The sequence below is a fragment of the Pseudomonas sp. 2,4-D genome (assembly GCF_030418155.1).
GTDB classification, from domain to species: domain Bacteria; phylum Pseudomonadota; class Gammaproteobacteria; order Pseudomonadales; family Pseudomonadaceae; genus Aquipseudomonas; species Aquipseudomonas alloputida.
In genome coordinates this window covers 15,151-32,814 of the sequence record NZ_JAUHUI010000020.1, presented here as the reverse complement: position 1 = coordinate 32,814, position 17,664 = coordinate 15,151, and the positions used below count along the sequence as shown (strand labels likewise).

Here is a 17,664-nt window from a genome sequence, read left to right as displayed (position 1 = left end):
CGGCAACCAAGTTTGCGTGAATGAGGACCAATGTAATGGGTAAGAATGTCGTCGTCCTGGGCACCCAGTGGGGTGATGAGGGCAAAGGCAAGATCGTCGATCTGCTGACCGAACATGCTGCCGCCGTAGTGCGCTACCAGGGTGGCCACAATGCGGGTCACACCCTGGTGATCAACGGTGAAAAGACCGTTCTGCACCTGATTCCATCCGGCATCCTGCGTGAAGGCGTACAGTGCCTGATCGGTAACGGCGTGGTCGTTGCCCCGGATGCACTGATGCGTGAAATCACCAAGCTGGAAGAAAAAGGCGTACCGGTGCGCGAGCGCCTGCGCATTTCCCCGGCTGCGCCGCTGATCCTGTCGTACCATGTGGCCCTGGATCAGGCCCGCGAAAAAGCCCGTGGCGAAGCCAAGATTGGCACCACCGGCCGTGGTATCGGCCCAGCCTACGAAGACAAGGTTGCCCGCCGCGGACTGCGTGTGGGCGATCTGTTCCACCGCGAGCGTTTCGCCGCCAAGCTGGGTGAGCTGCTGGACTACCACAACTTCCAGCTGGTGAACTACTACAAAGAGCCAGCCATCGACTTCCAGCAGACGCTGGACGAGTGCATGGCTTACGCCGAACAGCTCAAGCCGATGATGCTCGACGTCACCGCCGAGCTGCACAACCTGCGTCGCGCCGGCAAGGACATCATGTTCGAAGGCGCCCAGGGCTCGCTGCTGGACATCGACCACGGCACCTACCCGTACGTCACCAGCTCCAACACCACTGCTGGCGGTATTTCCACCGGCTCCGGCGTCGGCCCGATGTACCTCGACTACATCCTCGGCATCACCAAGGCCTACACCACTCGCGTGGGTTCCGGTCCGTTCCCGACCGAACTGTTCGACGAGACAGGTGCTACCTTGGCCAAGCGTGGCCACGAGTTCGGCTCCACCACCGGCCGTGCCCGTCGCTGCGGCTGGTTCGATGCCGTGATCCTGCGTCGCGCCATCGACGTCAACAGCATCTCGGGCATCTGCCTGACCAAGCTGGACGTACTGGACGGCCTGGAAACCATCAACATCTGCGTTGGCTACAAGAACGAGAACGGTGCCGTCATCGACGCGCCTTCCGATGCCGACAGCTACATTGGCCTTGAGCCGGTGTACGAAGAGATGCCAGGCTGGAGCGAGTCGACTCTGGGTGTGAAAACCCTGGAAGAGCTGCCGCAAGCTGCGCGTGACTACATCAAGCGCATCGAAGAGCTGGTTGGCGCGCCGATCGACATCATTTCGACCGGCCCGGACCGCAACGAGACCATCGTGCTGCGTCATCCGTTCGCCTGATCTGCCCTCCAGGCTGATCTGACGCCGTGGCCCTGAGAAGGGCCGCGGCGTTTTCATTTGTGGGCATGTCTGTGCTGGCCAATATCCACCGGCAATCCACCGTTGCCGCCGCTACCGTATTCGCGGGTAAACCCGCTCCTACACTGGGTGTGGGGCACACAACGGCGGTGGGGGGAGGGCCGTTGTAGGAGCGGGTTTACCCGCGAATGGGCCGGCACACGAAACCCCATTGCTAGACCTTGGCGCATTTCCCTGCTGCCTACGGCACAACCCTTGCTGTAAGAAGTTTCTGTAGATGCCATCAAAATAGTGGCGCCAGAAAACACGAGGGTTACACCGTGTCTGCCATCCTCTCACTGTTACGAAGCCGCCTCTTGCGGCCTGTGTTTGTTGCCCTTGGTATCGCTCTTTTGGTGCAGGTGCTGGTTGCCGTTGCGCTCACCCGAAGCACGGTCACCGCCCTGGAGGCCGACCTTGGCGAACGGCTGGGTAATGACAGCCGCCAACTCGCAAGCGATCTGGAGCAAGCCGGGCAAGATGTGCGCTCTGGGCTCGACGGCCTGTCCAGCAGTACCCGCCAGCGCCTGAGCGCAGGGTTGTCGGAGCGCCTGCAAAGCGAACAGCAGCAACTTCGCAGCACCTTGGAGAAGAACCTCAAGGACTCCGCCAACGACATGGCCGAGTTGCTGGCTTCGGTTGCACCGCGGGCGATCTGGGACAACGATGTGCCAGTGCTCTCGGATTTCGCACGACGCGCGCAGCGCAATCCGAGCGTGCTGTTCGTGGTGTACGACGACGCTCAGGGTCAGCACCTGACTCGCTACCTCAACCGGCAAAACCCGATCAACCAGGCCTTGATGGAAAAGGGTCAGGGCGAGCGTGCGCTGGACAAGGTGATTGATGCTGCCCGGCGTGACCCGGCGGTGTACTTCGTCGAAGCCTCGATCAGCCCCAATGGCACGGAAATCGGTAAGGTGGTGATGGGGGTTTCCACTGCCGGCATCGACCATGAGCTAAAGGCGCTGGACCAGCGCTTCGCGGCGCTGATCGCTAGCGGAGAGCAGTTGGTTGGCGACAGCCTGGTCGGAGCTGCTGCTGATAGCGGCAAGACCCTGCGTGAGCGCCTGGAGAAGGCGCAGGGCAGTGCTGCCGCCATGCAGGCCAATACCGCGCAAACCGTGCGCGATGCCGCTGCAGAGCTGCGCTGGCGTATCGGTCTGGGCCTGGTGCTGGTCGGCCTAGGGGTGCTGGTGGTGGTGGCACTGGTGCTAGGCCGCCGGGTACTGAGCAAGCTACGCCTGTTGATTGCCGCCCTCGATGACCTGGCGGCCGGCGAAGGTGACTTGACCAAGCGCGTGCCGCTCGACAGCCGAGATGAAATCGGCGACATGGCCTCGGCAGTGAACCGCTTTGTCGACAAGTTGCAGCCGATTGTGCGCGAAGCCGGCGAGGTGGCGCAGCGCACGGGTGTGGAGATTGGCGCGATGGCCCAGCGCAACGCCGGCGCAGATGCTGCCGCCGCATTGCAGCGCGATGAAGTGGCCGCCAGCCTGCGCGACCTGTCGAGCATGGCTGATGAAGCACAAGCCGAAAGTCATGCGATGCAGGCGGCGTTGCAGCAAGTGGTGGATATCCGCCAGGCGACCGATGAAAACAGCCGCACCTCGACCCAGCTTGCCGGTTTGATCGAGAACCTGGCTGGGCAGGTGGATGCCGGCTCCCAGGTGATCGAGCGCTTGGCCAAGCAGAGCGAGCAGATCGAAGTGGTGCTGACGGTGATCCACGGTATCGCCGAGCAGACCAACCTGTTGGCCTTGAACGCCGCCATCGAGGCGGCCCGTGCTGGCGAAACCGGGCGCGGCTTTGCCGTGGTGGCCGACGAGGTGCGCGCACTGGCGAGCAAGACGCAGAGCTCCACCGGGGATATCCAGGCCCATATCGCTGCGTTGCAGAAGGGCGCCAAGGAAGCCGTGGCCACTATCAGCCAGGCTGGGCTCAAGGCTAGCGAAGGCTTGCTGGTGCTGCGTGACAACGAACGCCGCCAGCAGTCGGTGCAGGCGGCCGTGGAACAGGTGCATGCGGCCATAGGCCTGGCAACGCGGGCGGCCGAACAGCAGGCGAGCGGTGCGCAGGCGGTGCGTGGGCGGGTAGAAACCATTCATGCCCAGGCCGAGCGCTCGGCCGAGGTGGTGATGCAGACTACGGCCAGCAGCAAGGTGCTGGATGAACTGGCAGCGCAGCTGCGAGCCAGCCTGGGCCAGTTCAGGGCCTGACCCGGTTCTTGTAGGAGCGGCTTTGTGTCGCGATGGGCTGCAAAGTAGCCCCGGCAATTCATAGGTTGTCGCCAATACCCAGGGGCTGCCTCGCAGCCCATCGCGACACAAGGCCGCTCCTACAGAGGGCGCTGTTGCTATGATGGCGACGACACATGGCAAAGGGAGTTGTTCATGTCTGCCCAACTAGTCGCCGCCCCGGCCGAGCTGGATTTTCTTCATTGCGACAGCGTGCACATCGCTGCAACCATGACCGCGCTTCAAGCCTACTGTGCGATGACCTCGGATGTCCCCGGCTGGCTGGCCCAGGCGTTCCGCTTGCGCGACTTCATCTCGCGGCGCTTCAACGTCACTGCCATTCACGGTTTCTCATCGCGTAGCCCCGAGCGGGTGCCGGTAGTGGGTGAGCATCTGGACTTTTTCAGGGTCGAGGCCATCAGCGACCAGCAACTGGTCCTGACCTCGCGTGATACGCACCTGGCTGTAATGGTGAGTGTGGATCTAGATGATCAGGGGGAGGGGTGTCAGCGCTTGAGCGTGACCACCTCGGTGCAGTGCTTCAACACCTTCGGCCGGCTTTACATGTTGCCGGTCGGCAAGGCCCATGGGCCAATTGTGCGGCGCATGCTGCGTAACATCTGATGGCCGGCAAGCCCCCACAGGTACAGCGCAGGCCCTGAGTACGGCGCTGTGCTTGTGGAAGCGGGCAAACCCGCGAAGAAGTTCATGCCTTGTTCAGATACATCCGCGTAGTCAGCAAGTAAACCGGCAACCCCGACACCACGATCAGCAACGCAGCATAAGGCGCCGCTGCCGCGAACTCGACGTTGGCTGTGTGTGCCCACACCTCGGTGGCCAAGGTGGTCATGCCGGTCGGGCTGAGCAGCAGGGTAGCCGTCAGCTCTTTCATGGCATCCAGGAACACCAGCGCAAAGGCTGCCGCCATGGCCGGGAAGATGATCGGCAAGGTCACCCGGCAGAATGCGGCAAAGCTACTGGCGCCAAGGGTGCGCGCAGCTTCTTCCAGCGTTGGTGAGGCCTTGTTCAGTGCGGTGCGCACCGGCGACTGGGCCAGCGGCAGGAACAGCAGTGCATAGGCCAGCAGCAATAGTGCCGTGGTCTGGTACAGCGCCGGCACGTAGTGCAGGGCGAAGAACACCAACGTCAGGGCAATCACCAGGCCGGGCAGGGCGTGCAGCAGATAGGGCAGACGCTCAGCCCAAATCGCCAGGCGGCCTTTGTAGCGCACCACCAGGAAGCTGATAGGCAGAGCCAGCAGCACACAGAAGCCGGCACCGCCCAGCGACACCGACAGCGAGGTGAACAACGCCTTCGAGATGGCCGCCACCGGGAATGCCGCCGACGAACCCACGCTCAGCCAGTAACCGAGCATCGCCAGCGGAATGCCGCTGCCCAGCACCGCCAGGCCCACGCAGAACAGTTGAGCCAGCACCGCCCAGCCGCGCAGCCGCACCGGTTGCGCACGACGCGCTACGCCCTGGCCGATACGTACATGGCGGGCTTTGCCGCGCACCCGCAGTTCCAGCCACAGCATTGCCAGGCACATCGCCAGCAGCACGGCAGACAGCATGGCCGCGTTCGCGTTGCTGAACTCCAGTTCGAACTGCTGGTAGATCGCCGTGGTAAAGGTTTGCAGGCCGAGGATCGACAATGCGCCAAACTCCACCAGCATATGCAGGGCAATCAGTAGCGCACCACCGAGCATCGACGGCCACAGCAGTGGCAGGGTGACTTTGCTGAACACACCCCAGCGGCTGCAACCCAGGGTGCGTGCCGATTCCTCCAGCGAGGTGTCGAGGTTGCGCAGGGTCGCGGCAACGGGCAGGAACACCAGTGGGTATTTGGATAGGGCCATGACCATGATCGCGCCGCCCAGGCCTTCAAAGTCCGAACTTAGCGACACCCAGGTGAAGCTGCTGACGAACGACGGCACGGCGAATGGCAGGCACAGCACAACGCCCCACAACCGGCGGCCGGCCAGGTTGCTGCGCTCCAGCAGCCAGGCCAGTGCCAGGCCGACCACCATGCAGGTCAGCGTCACCCCGACCATCAGCATCAGGGTGTTGCGCATCAGCCCCCAGACAAAGGGCCGCCACAGCAGGTGCAAGGCTTCGCGCCAGCCGGCCTCCCAGGCTTTGATGGCGACATAAGCCAGTGGCAGCAAGCTCATTGCCACAAGGAACAGCACAGGCAGCACTACCCAGATGGAAGGGCGCTTGCGGCGCGGTACGAAGCGTACCGGCACCGGTTCGGACAGGGCGGCAGTCATCAGAGCAGGCCGACCTCACGCTCAAGTTCGATGGCTTCCTCGGCATTGCCCAGGTCAGCTGGCGAGATCTTCGGCGGGCGCAGCTCGTCGAATGGTTTCAGGCCGCGGTCAGAAACCATACCCTTGTGCAGCGGGTACTCGGCGGTGGTCTGGGTGATCACGCGCTGGCCTTCTTCGCTGGCCATCCAGTTGAGCAGGGCCTGGGCTTCTTTCGGGTGTTTGCTCGCCTTGACCACGCCTGCGCCGGAGATAGTGACCAGGTTGCCAGCATCGCCGTCGGCCAGGTAATAGAGCTTGGTGTCCAGCTTGCCGCGTTCGCGTTCAAGCGCGTACCAGTAGTAGTTGTTAACCAATACCGCAGCCACTTCACCTTTTTCCACGGCTTTGAGGGCGACCATGTTGTTGGTGTAGGTCTTGCCGAAGGCTTTCAGGCCAGTCAGCCATTCTTCGGTGGCTTCGCGCCCGTGCATCTTCAGAATGGCCACGGCCTGCTCCTGGAACGCACCGCTGGTGGGTACGTAGCCGACGCGGCCTTCCCACTCAGGGTTGGCGAAGTCCATCACCGTGGTCGGCAGGTCTTTCTCGTCGACTTTCTTCGGGTTGTACACCACGATGCGCGTACGGGCGGTGATACCCATCCAGGTGCCGTTGGCGCCAACGTACTCCTTGGGCATCATGTTCAACGTGGCGTCGTCAATCTTGGCCAGCAGGCCCAGCTCGCCCAGGTTGTTCAGGGGCGGGGACTCTTCGGTATAGATGATGTCGGCCGGCGAACGATCACCTTCCTCGATGATCTGGCTGGCCAGCTGGTTGCTGCTGCCTTTGCGGATGTCGATGTGAATGCCGGTCTTGGCCTCGTAGGCCTTGGCAATGGCTTCGCCGATTTCCTTGTGCTGACCGTTGTACATGGTCAGCGTGACCGGTGCGTCTGCCATGGCGGCCGGAGCGCCGATGACCAGGCTCAGCACTGCGGCGGCCAGGGTACGCATCAGCGGTTGCGGACGGATCGTCATGCGGGTACTTCCTCGCTTACGGCTACATATTTGGAAACAATGGTAAACGAAATTGTTTCTCAAGTGGCCGGGTGACGAGAAATTCATGGTCAGACCATGGTGCAAGGGGGCTGGGCGTGTGTTGCCTGTACGGGCCTCTTCGCGGGTGCACCCGCTCCTACAGCGTGCGCGTGTCGGGGAGGGGGGCACAAAAAACGCAGGCAAGAAAAAACCCACTAGCAAGCTAGTGGGTTTTTGTATGGTGCCCAGGAGAAGACTCGAACTTCCACGACCTTGCGGTCACTGATACCTGAAACCAGCGCGTCTACCAATTCCGCCACCTGGGCACACATTCGAGGTTACTTGATGCTTTACAGCATCGTTCATCTCTACTACAACTTCGGGGTTGTCCGTCGTTGTGGTGCGCACTATACGGACGCTCCCCAAGGCTGTAAAGCCCCCAATCGAAAAAAAATTCAAAAAATTCAACTTGTTGATTCCACAAGCCTATTTCTGCTGTTTATGCACTGCAGCGGGGGCTGTCCAAGGCAGACATTTCCGGTTTCAATACGCCTATGCCAGAATTCCTATCTATATACCCCAAGGTGAACCCCTTCTGATGGCCGATTGGCAATCCCTCGATCCCGAGGCCGCTCGCGAAGCGGAAAAATACGACAACCCCATTCCCAGCCGTGAGCTGATCCTGCAGCGTCTCGCCGACCGAGGCGAACCTGCTGCCCGCGAGGAGCTGGCAAAAGAGTTCGGTCTGTATGAAGAAGACCAGATCGAAGCCCTGCGCCGCCGCCTGCGTGCCATGGAGCGCGATGGCCAGCTTATCTATACCCGGCGCGGCACTTATGCCCCGGTAGACAAGCTGGACCTGATCTGTGGTCGCGTCTCCGGCCACCGCGACGGCTTCGGCTTCCTTATTCCCGATGACGGCAGCGAAGACCTGTTCCTCAGCCCGTCGCAGATGCGACTGGTGTTCGATGGCGACCGCGGCTTGGCCCGCGTCTCCGGTGTCGACCGCCGTGGCCGCCGTGAAGGCGTGCTGGTCGAAGTCATCTCCCGTGCCCACGAAAGCGTGGTTGGCCGCTATTTCGAAGAGGGCGGCATCGGCTACGTGACCCCGGACAACCCGAAGATCCAGCAGGAAGTGCTGGTGACCGCCGGGCGCAACGGCGGTGCCAAGATCGGCCAGTTCGTCGAGATCAAGATCACCCATTGGCCAACGCCGCGCTTCCAGCCGCAAGGCGATGTGGTCGAAGTCATCGGCAACTACATGGCACCGGGCATGGAAATCGACGTTGCCCTGCGCAGCTACGATATTCCGCACGTCTGGCCCAATGATGTGGTCAAGGAGGCACGCAAGTTCCGCTCCGAAGTCGAGGAGAAGGACAAAGAGAAGCGTGTCGACCTGCGCCATCTGCCGTTCGTCACCATCGACGGTGAAGACGCCCGCGACTTCGACGATGCCGTTTATTGCGAACCGCTGGGCAAGCTGCGTCTGTTCTCCGGTGGCTGGCGCCTGTACGTGGCCATCGCTGACGTCTCCAGCTACGTGCGTCTGGGCTCTGCCCTGGATGTCGAAGCCCAGCAGCGCGGCAACTCGGTGTACTTCCCCGAGCGCGTGGTGCCGATGCTCCCCGAAGAGCTGTCCAACGGCCTGTGCTCGCTGAACCCGCATGTCGACCGGTTGGCCATGGTCTGTGAAATGACCATGAACAAAGCCGGCCAGATGGTCGACTACCAGTTCTACGAAGGCGTGATCCACTCTCATGCCCGTCTGACCTACAACAAGGTCAGCAGCATGCTCGAGCACTCGCGTACCCGTGAGGGCAAGGCGCTGCGCGAAGAGTACAAGGAGGTCGTGCCGGACCTGAAGAACCTGTACAACCTGTACAAGGTGCTGGTGGAGGCGCGTCACACCCGGGGTGCAATCGACTTCGAGACCCAGGAAACCCGCATCATCTTCGGTGACGAGCGCAAGATCGCCGAAATCCGCCCGACCGTGCGCAACGACGCCCACAAGCTGATCGAGGAATGCATGCTGGCGGCCAACGTGGCCACCGCCGAGTTCCTGCAGAAGCACGGCGTACCGGCCCTGTACCGTGTGCATGACGGCCCGCCGCCGGAGCGCTTGGAAAAACTGCGCGCCTTCCTCGGCGAGCTGGGCCTGAGCCTGCACAAGGGCAAGGACCCGTCGCCGAAGGATTACCAGGCCCTGCTGGCGAGCATCGCCGGTCGCCCGGACTTCCACCTGATCCAGACGGTGATGCTGCGCTCGCTGAGCCAGGCCGTATACAGCACCGAGAACAACGGCCACTTCGGCCTGAACTACGAGGCGTACACCCACTTCACCTCGCCGATCCGTCGTTACCCGGACCTGCTGGTGCATCGCGCCATCCGCAGCATCATCCGCTCCAAGGTCGATACCCCGCACGTCAAGCGTGCCGGCGCCATGAGCATCCCCAAGGCGCGTATCTACCCGTACGACGAAAACACCCTGGAGCAACTGGGCGAGCAGTGCTCGATGACCGAGCGCCGGGCCGACGAAGCCACCCGTGACGTGGTCAACTGGCTCAAGTGCGAGTTCATGAAAGACCGCGTGGGCGAGACCTTCCCGGGTGTGATTACTGCGGTGACCGGTTTCGGCCTGTTCGTCGAGCTGACCGATATCTATGTAGAGGGTCTGGTGCACGTCAGTGCGTTGCCAGGTGACTACTACCACTTCGACCCGGTACACCATCGCCTGGCCGGCGAGCGCACCGGTCGCAGCTTCCGCTTGGGCGACACCATCGAAGTCAAGGTCATGCGTGTCGATCTGGATGAGCGCAAGATCGATTTCGAAGTGTCGGAAAAGACCCTCGCCGCACCGATCGGCCGCAAGCAGCGTGGCGCCGCGCCGGTTGCCGAAAAAGCCGAGCAGCAGCCGGCAACCGAAGCGAAAGCCACGCCCAAGCCGCGCAGCCGCAAGAGCGAAGCATCCGAAGCGTACTTCCCCAAGGATGCTGTGCAGCGTAATGCTGAAGTGCGTAAAAGCCGCGAGATGAAGAAAGCGCTGATGACCGACGCGCGCAGCAGTGCTGGCAGCAAATCGGAGAAAGGTGGCAAGCCGTCCGGCAAACCGACCAAGCACCGTAAAGGCCCGCCGAAGTCCGGCGCACCACGCAAAAACAAGAGCAATTCATGAGTCAGCTGGAAAAAATCTACGGCGTACACGCCGTGCAGGCATTGCTGCAGCACCATCCAAAGCGGGTCAAGCAGATCTGGCTGTCGGAAGGGCGCAGTGAGCCACGCCTCGAAACCTTGCTGGCGCTGGCCGCGGAAAACCGCGTGCCGGTCGGCCAGGCCGAGCGCCGTGAGATGGATGCCTGGGTCGAAGGCGTGCACCAAGGCGTTGTAGCCGAGGTCAGTCCGAGCCAGGTGTGGGGCGAGTTGATGCTCGAAGAGTTGCTTGAACGCACAGAAACGCCGCCGCTGATCCTGGTGCTGGACGGCGTGACCGACCCGCACAACCTCGGCGCTTGTTTGCGTACCGCGGATGCGGCCGGTGCCACGGCAGTGATCGTGCCCAAGGACAAATCCGCAACGCTGACGCCGGTTGTGCGAAAGGTGGCTTGTGGGGCGGCAGAAGTCATTCCGCTGGTGGCTGTGACCAATCTGGCGCGTACGCTTGAGAAGTTGCAGCAGCGTGGCCTTTGGGTAGTGGGTACCGCTGGCGAGGCCGAGCAGGAGATCTACCAGCAGGATCTGACCGGGCCGCTGGTGATGATCATGGGGGCGGAAGGCAAGGGCATGCGTCGGCTCACCCGTGAGCATTGCGACTTCCTCGTGAAGTTGCCGATGGCGGGTAGCGTCAGCAGTCTTAACGTGTCGGTGGCGACCGGGGTTTGCCTGTTCGAAGCCGTGCGTCAGCGTCAAGGCAAGCGCTGATTCTCAGCCTGTTCCGGCCTCTTCGCGGGTGAACCCGCTCCTACAGGGTGATTGCGTTCCCCTGTAGGAGCGGGTTCACCCGCGAATGGGCCCGCAGCTTGTGAATATGTTTCAGGCTGTTCAAATATTCACCAATCACCTTGCTTGTGCGCCCCGGCTTCTCTACAATTGCGCCCCTTGCCGAGCTGGCAGGCGCTCATGTGCCTCCCCTCCGTGCAAGACATACAGTGTCATTCACTCCTTGTCTGACCAGATTCACTGGCAGACTACTAACCCGTAAGGAGCATTCATGCGTCATTACGAAATCATCTTCCTGGTTCACCCGGACCAGAGCGAACAAGTCGGCGGCATGGTTGAGCGTTACACCAAGCTGATCGAAGAAGATGGTGGCAAAATCCACCGCCTGGAAGACTGGGGCCGTCGTCAACTGGCCTACGCAATCAACAATGTTCACAAGGCTCACTACGTGATGCTGAACGTTGAGTGCACCGGCAAGGCCCTGGCCGAGCTGGAAGACAACTTCCGCTACAACGATGCCGTTATCCGTAACCTGGTCATCCGTCGCGACGAAGCCGTTACCGGCCAGTCCGAGATGCTGAAGGCTGAAGAGAACCGCAGCGAGCGCCGTGAGCGTCGCGAGCGTCCTGAGCATGCTGACTCCGCCGAAGGCGACGACAGCAATGACAGCGACTCCAGCGATAACGCTGACGAGTAATCCACGGACCTTTAGAGGAGCCTATTAAATGGCACGTTTCTTCCGTCGTCGTAAATTCTGCCGCTTCACTGCTGAAGACGTGAAAGAGATCGACTTCAAAGATCTCAACACCCTGAAAGCTTACGTATCCGAAACCGGCAAGATCGTTCCAAGCCGTATCACCGGTACCAAAGCTCGTTATCAGCGTCAGCTGGCTACCGCTATCAAGCGCGCCCGCTTCCTGGCCCTGCTGCCCTACACCGACAGCCACGGCCGCTGAGACCGGGTCGTCGACAAGCAGTAAGGGATTAGCATGCGAGCGTTAGCAAGTTTCATCATGCGCGGTCGTGTGCAGGCCACCCTCGTGGTGGTCATCAGCGCGGTACTGCCGCTGCTGTTCTGGTTGAGTGCCGCTGCCGGCAGCCTCGTGCTGCTGCGGCGTGGGTTCAAGGATGCTACATCGGTCATCGCCGGCGGCTTGCTGGCCGGGCTGGCCGTGTGGGTCATGGGCGATCCCATCACCTTTCTGGTGATTGCGGGTGCCTTGGCCTTGGCCGCCATGTTGCGTGCCGAGCACCCCTGGAGCCGGGTGTTGCTCGCCAGTGCCGTGTTCGCCGTGGCTTTCAGCCTCGTGCTTGATCTGGCGCTGGCGCAAACCTTCGATGTGCTGGCCAAGGCGTTTGCCGAAGCCATGCCGAAAATCGAAGGGCAACCGGTGCTCTCCGGTGAGCTGATCCGCCCTGTGCTGGTCGCTTCCACAGCAGTGACGGTGCAGTTGTTCAGCGTGCTGGCGTTGATGCTGGCGCGCTATTGGCAGGCAGCGTTGTACAACCCTGGAGGCTTCGGTCGCGAGTTTCGCGAACTGAAGTTGCCGAAACAGACCATGGCGGTCTTGGTGGCAGTGATGGTGGTGGCGCCGTTTATCGGCCCGCAGTTCATCATCCTGGCATCGGCTTCCAGCCTGGTACTGGTGCTGGCCGGCATCGCCTTGATGCACGGGCTGGTGGCACAGGGCCGACTGGCCGGTTTCTGGCTGGTGGGGATGTACGTAACGCTACCGCTGATCATGCAGCTGATTTATCCGTTGCTGATGGTTCTGGCCATTGTCGACAGCCTGATTGATTTTCGCGGTCGCAAGTCCCCTCCGGGGAAAGACTCCGCGAACGGTGAAGGTTAAAAGTTAAGAGGTTTTACCAAATGGAACTGATCCTGCTGGAAAAAGTCGCTAACCTGGGCAACCTGGGCGACAAAGTAAAAGTTAAGGCTGGTTACGGCCGTAACTTCCTGCTGCCATTCGGCAAGGCCACCGTTGCCAACGCCGCCAACCTGGCTGCGTTCGAAGAGCGTCGTGCCGAGCTGGAAAAAGCAGCCGCTGACAAGAAAGCTTCGGCTGAAAGCCGTGCTGCCCAACTGGCCGAGCTGGAAGTGACCATCACTGCCACCGCTGGCGACGAAGGCAAGCTGTTCGGTTCGATCGGCACCCACGACATCGCTGACGCCCTGACCGCCTCCGGCGTTGTAGTGGCCAAGGCTGAAGTTCGTCTGCCGAACGGCACCATCCGTCAGGTTGGCGAATACGACGTAGCCGTGCACCTGCACAGCGACGTTGAAGCCACCGTACGCGTGGTCGTTGTAGCTGCCTAAGCTGCGCTAACTGGCTGGCTCCTTGCGAGTCAGGCAGTTAACATCGGGCACGGTCCTGTTTTCGACAGGCCGTGCCCTTTGTCTTTTTCATCCTCCAGAATTCTTTCGTGGCCATGAACGAGATCACCACCTCCGAACAGCTTGACCTGCAAACCGCAGCCCTGAAGGTACCGCCGCATTCCATCGAGGCCGAACAGGCCGTGCTCGGTGGCCTGATGCTGGACAACAATGCCTGGGAGCGGGTGCTGGACCAGGTGTCGGACGGCGACTTCTACCGGCATGACCACCGGCTGATCTTCCGCGCTGTGCACAAGTTGGCCGACGCCAACCAGCCATTCGACGTGGTGACCCTGCACGAGCAGTTGGACAAGGAAGGCCTGTCCTCGCAAGTCGGCGGCTTGGCCTACCTGGCCGAGCTGGCCAAGAACACCCCTTCGGTGGCCAACATCAAGGCCTACGCCGCGATCATTCGTGAGCGGGCCACGTTGCGCCAGCTGATCAGCATCAGTACCGACATCGCCGACAACGCGTTCAACCCGCAGGGGCGCAACGCTGCCGAGATTCTCGACGATGCCGAACGGCAGATCTTCCAGATCGCCGAGGCGCGGCCTAAAACCGGCGGCCCGGTGGGCGTCAACGAGCTGTTGACCATGGCCATCGACCGCATCGATACGCTGTTCAACTCCGACAGTGACATCACCGGTATCTCCACCGGTTACACCGACCTGGACGAGAAGACCAGCGGCCTGCAGGCAGCCGACCTGATCATCGTCGCGGGTCGTCCGTCGATGGGTAAGACCACCTTCGCCATGAACCTGGTGGAAAACGCCGTACTGCGTACCGACAAGGCGGTGTTGGTGTTCTCCCTCGAGATGCCAGGTGAGTCGCTGATCATGCGTATGCTCTCGTCCCTGGGGCGTATCGACCAGACCAAGGTCCGCTCCGGCCAGCTGGACGACGACGACTGGCCGCGCCTGACCTCGGCAGTGAACCTGCTCAACGACCGAAAATTGTTCATCGACGATACCGCGGGTATCAGCCCCTCGGAAATGCGCGCGCGTACCCGCCGCCTGGCCCGTGAGCATGGTGAAATCGCCATGATCATGGTCGACTACCTGCAGCTGATGCAGATCCCGGGGTCGGCCGGTGACAACCGTACCAACGAAATTTCCGAGATTTCCCGCTCGCTCAAGGCCCTGGCCAAAGAATTCAACTGCCCGGTCATTGCCCTTTCGCAGCTGAACCGCTCGTTGGAGCAGCGCCCGAACAAACGCCCGGTGAACTCCGACTTGCGTGAATCCGGTGCAATCGAGCAGGACGCCGACGTGATCATGTTCGTGTACCGCGACGAGGTGTACCACCCCGAGACCGAGCACAAGGGCGTGGCGGAAATCATCATCGGCAAACAGCGTAACGGCCCCATCGGTTTCGTGCGTTTGGCGTTTATCGGCAAGTACACCCGGTTCGAGAACTTAGCGCCGGGGATGTACAACTTTGATGATGATGAATAACCCATTGAGCTAGCAAGGCCGTTCCTACAAGGTTTGCGGTGCGCCTGCTAGCTCTGAAATCTGAGCGATGTTCGTTTGCCCTTGGCTGATGATCCGCCCCTCGCTCAGGGTGATCACCCGGTCAAACCCGCTCCTACAGGTTCACCATAGGCTTCAAGAGTTGCACCGTACCTGTGGGAGCGGGTTTACCCCACCCGTTGTTCCGCATCGAGCCCGGGATCCAGTGTAGAGACGCCCGCGAGCAGTCTTCGGAGTTGATGGGCTATGTGCGCGAACTGACCATCACCGGGTTGATGGATGAGAAGCCGATGATGATCTGGGCTGCCCATTACCTGAGTGCGATGGCCAAGGCGCTGATGGATGATGCTGAACTGTGGATGAGGCAGTGAGGGGTTGGCTTCAGGTTGCATGAAGGCCGCCAGGAGTTCGCCGCAACAGTTTCAGCGCCTGTGAGATCGAGCGCCGCCCGCGCGGCGCTTGATCTCACAGGCGCTGCAAGGATTCTGTCGAACACCTGGCAACCCCACTACCCCCCTCAAGCCAACCACCTGCCACGTCCATCCCCCAACCGTCGCCCCGCCCACCAATCCCCACGAATCCAGTCGGATTTGGTCAAAATTTGTGCTATATTCCGCGCCCGCGATTTCCCTGCACACCAGAACCGGTCACTGACATGCAAGCAGCCAAACCACTCTACGACTATCCCAAGTACTGGGCCGAATGCTTCGGGCCAGCACCTTTCCTGCCAATGAGCAGGGAGGAGATGGATTTGCTCGGCTGGGATTCCTGCGACATCATCATCGTGACCGGTGATGCCTACGTCGACCATCCGTCGTTCGGCATGGCCATCATTGGCCGTCTGCTGGAGGCCCAGGGCTTCCGCGTGGGCATCATCGCCCAGCCGAACTGGCAGTCGAAAGACGACTTCATGAAGCTCGGCGAACCGAACCTGTTCTTCGGTGTGGCCGCCGGCAACATGGACTCGATGATCAACCGCTACACCGCGGACAAGAAGATCCGTTCCGACGATGCCTACACCCCTGGTGGCCTGGCCGGCAGCCGTCCGGACCGTGCCAGCCTGGTGTACAGCCAGCGCTGCAAGGAAGCCTACAAGCATGTGCCGATCGTGCTCGGCGGCATCGAGGCTTCGCTGCGCCGCATCGCCCATTACGACTACTGGCAGGACAAGGTTCGTCACTCGATCCTGATCGACGCCAGCGCCGACATCCTGCTGTTCGGCAACGCCGAGCGTGCGGTGGTCGAGGTGGCCCAGCGCCTGTCCAACGGTGAGAAGATCGAGACCATCACCGACGTGCGCGGCACCGCCTTCGTGCGCCGCGATACCCCGCAGGGCTGGTACGAGATCGACTCCACCCGTATCGACCGCCCGGGGCGCGTCGACAAGATCATCAACCCGTACGTGAACACCCAGGACACCCAGGCCTGCGCCATCGAGCAGGCCAAGGGCGACCAGGAAGACCCGAACGAAGCCAAGGTGGTGCAGATTCTCGACAGCCCGGCCGTGACCCGGGAAAAGTCGGTGATCCGCCTGCCATCGTTCGAAAAGGTGCGTAACGACCCGGTGCTCTATGCCCATGCCAACCGCGTGCTGCACCTGGAGACCAACCCGGGCAACGCCCGTGCGCTGGTGCAGAAGCATGGCGAAGTGGATGTGTGGTTCAACCCGCCACCCATCCCCATGAGCACTGAGGAAATGGACTACGTGTTTGGCATGCCTTACGCCCGTGTGCCGCACCCGGCCTATGGCAAGGAGCGCATCCCGGCCTACGAGATGATCCGTTTCTCGGTGAACATCATGCGTGGCTGCTTCGGTGGCTGTACCTTCTGCTCGATCACCGAGCACGAAGGCCGCATCATCCAGAACCGCTCGCACGAGTCGATCCTGCACGAAATCGAAGAGATGCGTGACAAGGTGCCGGGCTTCACTGGCGTGGTCTCGGACCTTGGCGGGCCGACTGCCAATATGTACCGCATCGCCTGCAAAAGCCCCGAAATCGAGAAGCACTGCCGCAAGCCGTCGTGCGTATTCCCGGGTATCTGCGAAAACCTCAATACCGACCACAGCTCGTTGATCGAGCTGTACCGCAAGGCCCGCGCCTTGCCGGGTGTGAAAAAGATCCTGATTGCTTCCGGCCTGCGCTACGACCTGGCGGTGGAATCGCCGGAGTACGTCAAGGAACTGGTCACCCACCACGTTGGCGGCTACCTGAAGATTGCCCCGGAGCACACCGAGCGTGGCCCGCTGGACAAGATGATGAAGCCGGGTATCGGCACCTACGACCGCTTCAAGCGCATGTTCGAGAAGTTCTCGAAAGAAGCGGGCAAGGAGCAGTACTTGATCCCGTACTTCATTGCCGCGCACCCGGGTACCACCGACGAAGACATGATGAACCTGGCCCTGTGGCTGAAGGGCAACGGCTTCCGCGCCGATCAGGTACAGGCGTTCTACCCGTCGCCAATGGCCTCGGCCACGGCCATGTATCACTCGGGCAAGAACCCGCTGCGCAAGGTGACCTACAAGAGCGAAGGGGTGGAGATCGTCAAGAGCGACGAGCAACGCCGTCTGCACAAGGCGTTCTTGCGCTATCACGACCCGAAGGGCTGGCCGATGCTGCGTGAAGCGCTGCAGCGTATGGGCCGCGCCGACCTGATCGGGCCGGGCAAGCACCAACTGATCCCGCTGCACCAGCCGCAGACCGATACTTATCAGAGCGCGCGCCGGAAGAACTCGACCCCAGCAGGTAGCCGCAAGGTGGGCAAGGATCAGAAGATCCTCACCCAGCACACCGGCCTGCCGCCGCGTGGCAGCGATGGCAGCAAGCCGTGGGACAAGCGCGAAAAGGCCAAGGCCGAGGCGTTTGCGCGTAACCAGCAGGCGGCCAAGGAGCGCAAAGAGGCGAGCAAGGGCGGCAAGGGCAACAAGAAGCCGCGTCAGCCTGTCATTCCGCGTTAACTGATCGATTTTTGGGGGCTGC

The 17,664-nt window shown here is 61.6% G+C and carries 14 protein-coding genes and 1 tRNA gene; 12 read left to right on the top strand and 3 right to left on the bottom strand.

What is annotated here, in order from left to right:
* The first annotated feature begins 35 nt into the window (after positions 1 to 35).
* The 3 genes from QYE47_RS15690 to QYE47_RS15680 all read left to right on the top strand — a co-directional run bounded on the left by QYE47_RS15690 (position 36) and on the right by QYE47_RS15680 (position 4,243).
* Positions 36 to 1,328: an adenylosuccinate synthase gene (locus QYE47_RS15690; RefSeq protein WP_003249542.1), complete on the top strand. Its 1,293-nt coding sequence runs from the start codon at positions 36 to 38 to the stop codon at positions 1,326 to 1,328.
* A gap of 338 nt (positions 1,329 to 1,666) precedes the next feature.
* A complete protein-coding gene (locus tag QYE47_RS15685) occupies positions 1,667 to 3,601 on the top strand; it encodes a methyl-accepting chemotaxis protein (protein WP_041167101.1) in 1,935 nt (644 codons plus the stop codon).
* A gap of 174 nt (positions 3,602 to 3,775) precedes the next feature.
* Complete coding sequence (locus QYE47_RS15680; RefSeq protein ID WP_014592590.1) at positions 3,776 to 4,243, top strand: DUF2867 domain-containing protein; 468 nt, start codon at positions 3,776 to 3,778, stop codon at positions 4,241 to 4,243.
* Between the two features lie 82 nt (positions 4,244 to 4,325).
* On the opposite strand, the gene QYE47_RS15675 is transcribed toward QYE47_RS15680, so the two are convergent.
* The 3 genes from QYE47_RS15675 to QYE47_RS15665 form a co-directional block, all read right to left on the bottom strand.
* On the bottom strand, positions 4,326 to 5,891 hold the full coding sequence (locus QYE47_RS15675; RefSeq protein ID WP_003249548.1) for an iron ABC transporter permease: 1,566 nt from the start codon (positions 5,889 to 5,891) through the stop codon (positions 4,326 to 4,328).
* The gene (locus tag QYE47_RS15670; RefSeq protein ID WP_003249550.1) at positions 5,891 to 6,904 is read right to left on the bottom strand and encodes an extracellular solute-binding protein; all 1,014 of its coding nucleotides are present in this window, start codon (positions 6,902 to 6,904) and stop codon (positions 5,891 to 5,893) included. Before QYE47_RS15670 ends, QYE47_RS15675 begins: the two co-directional genes overlap by 1 nt.
* A gap of 239 nt (positions 6,905 to 7,143) precedes the next feature.
* A tRNA-Leu gene (locus QYE47_RS15665) sits at positions 7,144 to 7,230 on the bottom strand.
* A gap of 272 nt (positions 7,231 to 7,502) precedes the next feature.
* Here QYE47_RS15665 and rnr point away from each other — a divergent pair.
* The 9 genes from rnr to QYE47_RS15620 all read left to right on the top strand — a co-directional run bounded on the left by rnr (position 7,503) and on the right by QYE47_RS15620 (position 17,642).
* Positions 7,503 to 10,076 (top strand): ribonuclease R, encoded by a 2,574-nt coding sequence (gene rnr, locus QYE47_RS15660; RefSeq protein ID WP_003249552.1) that lies wholly within the window; start codon positions 7,503 to 7,505, stop codon positions 10,074 to 10,076.
* Positions 10,073 to 10,819 carry a 23S rRNA (guanosine(2251)-2'-O)-methyltransferase RlmB gene (gene rlmB / locus QYE47_RS15655; protein ID WP_019437577.1) on the top strand — a complete coding sequence of 249 codons (747 nt, stop codon included), beginning with the start codon at positions 10,073 to 10,075 and terminating at the stop codon, positions 10,817 to 10,819. Before rnr ends, rlmB begins: the two co-directional genes overlap by 4 nt.
* A gap of 289 nt (positions 10,820 to 11,108) precedes the next feature.
* Positions 11,109 to 11,534, top strand: coding sequence for a 30S ribosomal protein S6 (gene rpsF, locus QYE47_RS15650; protein ID WP_003249557.1), 426 nt, complete (start codon positions 11,109 to 11,111; stop codon positions 11,532 to 11,534).
* A gap of 28 nt (positions 11,535 to 11,562) precedes the next feature.
* The gene (rpsR, locus tag QYE47_RS15645) at positions 11,563 to 11,793 is read left to right on the top strand and encodes a 30S ribosomal protein S18 (RefSeq protein ID WP_003249563.1); all 231 of its coding nucleotides are present in this window, start codon (positions 11,563 to 11,565) and stop codon (positions 11,791 to 11,793) included.
* A 33-nt stretch (positions 11,794 to 11,826) separates the two neighbouring features.
* Positions 11,827 to 12,690 (top strand): hypothetical protein, encoded by an 864-nt coding sequence (locus QYE47_RS15640; RefSeq protein ID WP_003249565.1) that lies wholly within the window; start codon positions 11,827 to 11,829, stop codon positions 12,688 to 12,690.
* Positions 12,691 to 12,710: 20 nt separating this feature from the next.
* Positions 12,711 to 13,157 carry a 50S ribosomal protein L9 gene (gene rplI, locus QYE47_RS15635; protein WP_070384410.1) on the top strand — a complete coding sequence of 149 codons (447 nt, stop codon included), beginning with the start codon at positions 12,711 to 12,713 and terminating at the stop codon, positions 13,155 to 13,157.
* Between the two features lie 113 nt (positions 13,158 to 13,270).
* Positions 13,271 to 14,668 (top strand): replicative DNA helicase, encoded by a 1,398-nt coding sequence (dnaB, locus tag QYE47_RS15630; RefSeq protein ID WP_010955472.1) that lies wholly within the window; start codon positions 13,271 to 13,273, stop codon positions 14,666 to 14,668.
* A 173-nt stretch (positions 14,669 to 14,841) separates the two neighbouring features.
* Positions 14,842 to 15,057 (top strand): DUF3077 domain-containing protein, encoded by a 216-nt coding sequence (locus QYE47_RS15625; RefSeq protein ID WP_019438726.1) that lies wholly within the window; start codon positions 14,842 to 14,844, stop codon positions 15,055 to 15,057.
* Between the two features lie 284 nt (positions 15,058 to 15,341).
* Positions 15,342 to 17,642 (top strand): YgiQ family radical SAM protein, encoded by a 2,301-nt coding sequence (locus QYE47_RS15620; RefSeq protein WP_070384409.1) that lies wholly within the window; start codon positions 15,342 to 15,344, stop codon positions 17,640 to 17,642.
* Positions 17,643 to 17,664: the final 22 nt, after the last annotated feature.